This is a genomic window from bacterium (genome assembly GCA_024226335.1).
In the GTDB taxonomy this organism is placed as follows: Bacteria; Myxococcota_A; UBA9160; order SZUA-336; family SZUA-336; genus JAAELY01.
This window is the reverse complement of the sequence record JAAELY010000283.1, coordinates 1-1,399: the sequence shown is the minus strand read 5'-3', so window position 1 is coordinate 1,399 and position 1,399 is coordinate 1. Positions and strand designations below refer to the sequence as shown.

General features: G+C 61.5%; 2 protein-coding genes. Both read left to right on the top strand.

What is annotated here, in order from left to right; translation table 11 throughout:
- A partial coding sequence (locus GY725_15140) for a peptidyl-prolyl cis-trans isomerase (GenBank protein MCP4005524.1) occupies nt 1-676 on the top strand: 676 nt, incomplete at its 5' end.
- A 181-nt stretch (nt 677-857) separates the two neighbouring features.
- On the top strand, nt 858-1,399 hold a 542-nt coding region (locus GY725_15135; GenBank protein ID MCP4005523.1), incomplete at its 3' end, for a HupE/UreJ family protein.

Below are 1,399 nucleotides of genomic sequence, written 5' to 3'. Positions count from 1 at the left end.
TCGAGAGCTACGGGGGCTGATCGACGCCTACATCAAAGAAGAGGTTTACTACCGCGAGGCGGTCAAGCTTGCTCTCGACCGCGACGACACGTTGATCCGCCGCCGCATGCAGCAAAAGATGGAGTTCCTTTCCGAGCCCAGCGAGAACGACTTGGCTGCCGACGATGTCGCGAGTCAAGCATTTCTGGATGACAGCAAGCCCACTTATCGCGTTCAGCCGCGTGTTGTCTTCGAGCAAGTGTTTGTCAATCCGAAGCAGGGCATGGACGTCGCAAAGCGCCGTGCTGCCGCAGTACTTGCCGCGTTGAAGTCTGGTGAGAGCCCTGCGGGGCTCGGCGATCCGACTTTATTGCCGGCGTCAAAAACACTTTCCACGCTTCGTGGCATCGAGCGCGACTTCGGCGAGGCCTTTGCTAAGGCACTCGTAACGGCTCCGGTGGATCAGTGGGCAGGTCCTGTCGACTCGGCGTTCGGTCTGCATTTGGTGCGCGTCGGCGAGCGTGCGGACGGTTACGAGCCAGACCTCGCAGAGGTTCGTGAGAAGGTGCTGCTCGACTGGCGCACGCTGCAGCGCGAAGAGTACGAGAAACAGGCCTACGAGACACTGCTCGCAGAGTACGACATATTGCTGCCCGCGCCCGAAAACAGGCCGGCGCAAACCGAGCCCGGTCCATGATGCGCGGGGCCGTCTATGTCTTGCTGCTGCTGTTAGGCCTGACGATCCCGGCTGCGGCTCACGAGCTCCGGCCTGGCTTCCTGGAAATCAAGCAGGTCGATGCCGAGGCTTGCGATTTGCGTTTCAAGGTGCCCGCGCGCGGCGATATGCGTCTGGGTCTTCATGTGCGTCTACCCGCCGAATGTTCGGATATCGGCAGGCCGCGGGTCGAACACACAGGCGGGCCTTTCTCGAGCGGTCGGCTGTTCGATGCCCCGGCGGGCTCGGCGGTAGAGACGGTTCGATTGATGGGCTTTCGGGCACCTTCACCGATGTCGTCGTGCGCGTGGAGCAGGTCGGCGGTTGGGTCCAGGCGGCACGCCTCCCCCCCGACCGAACCTCTTTCACTATCGCCACTGAGCCGACTTGGTTCGACACGGTACGGACATACTTCTTTCTCGGTGTTGAGCACATGCTTCTGGGCATCGATCATTTGCTGTTTGTGCTGGCGCTTCTGCTGCTCGTTCGCGACGTCTGGATGCTGGTCAAAGTCATCACCGCTTTCACCGTCGCTCACAGCATCACGCTGGCCTTGGCGGCGCTGGGCTGGGCGAACATTCCTCAGGCACCGGTCGAGGCCGTAATTGCGCTCAGCATCATGTTCGTGGCCGCGGAGGTTCTGCGCCAGAGCGGGCCGGAGACGAATTTCACGAAGCGGGCACCCTGGATTGTCGCCTTCGCATT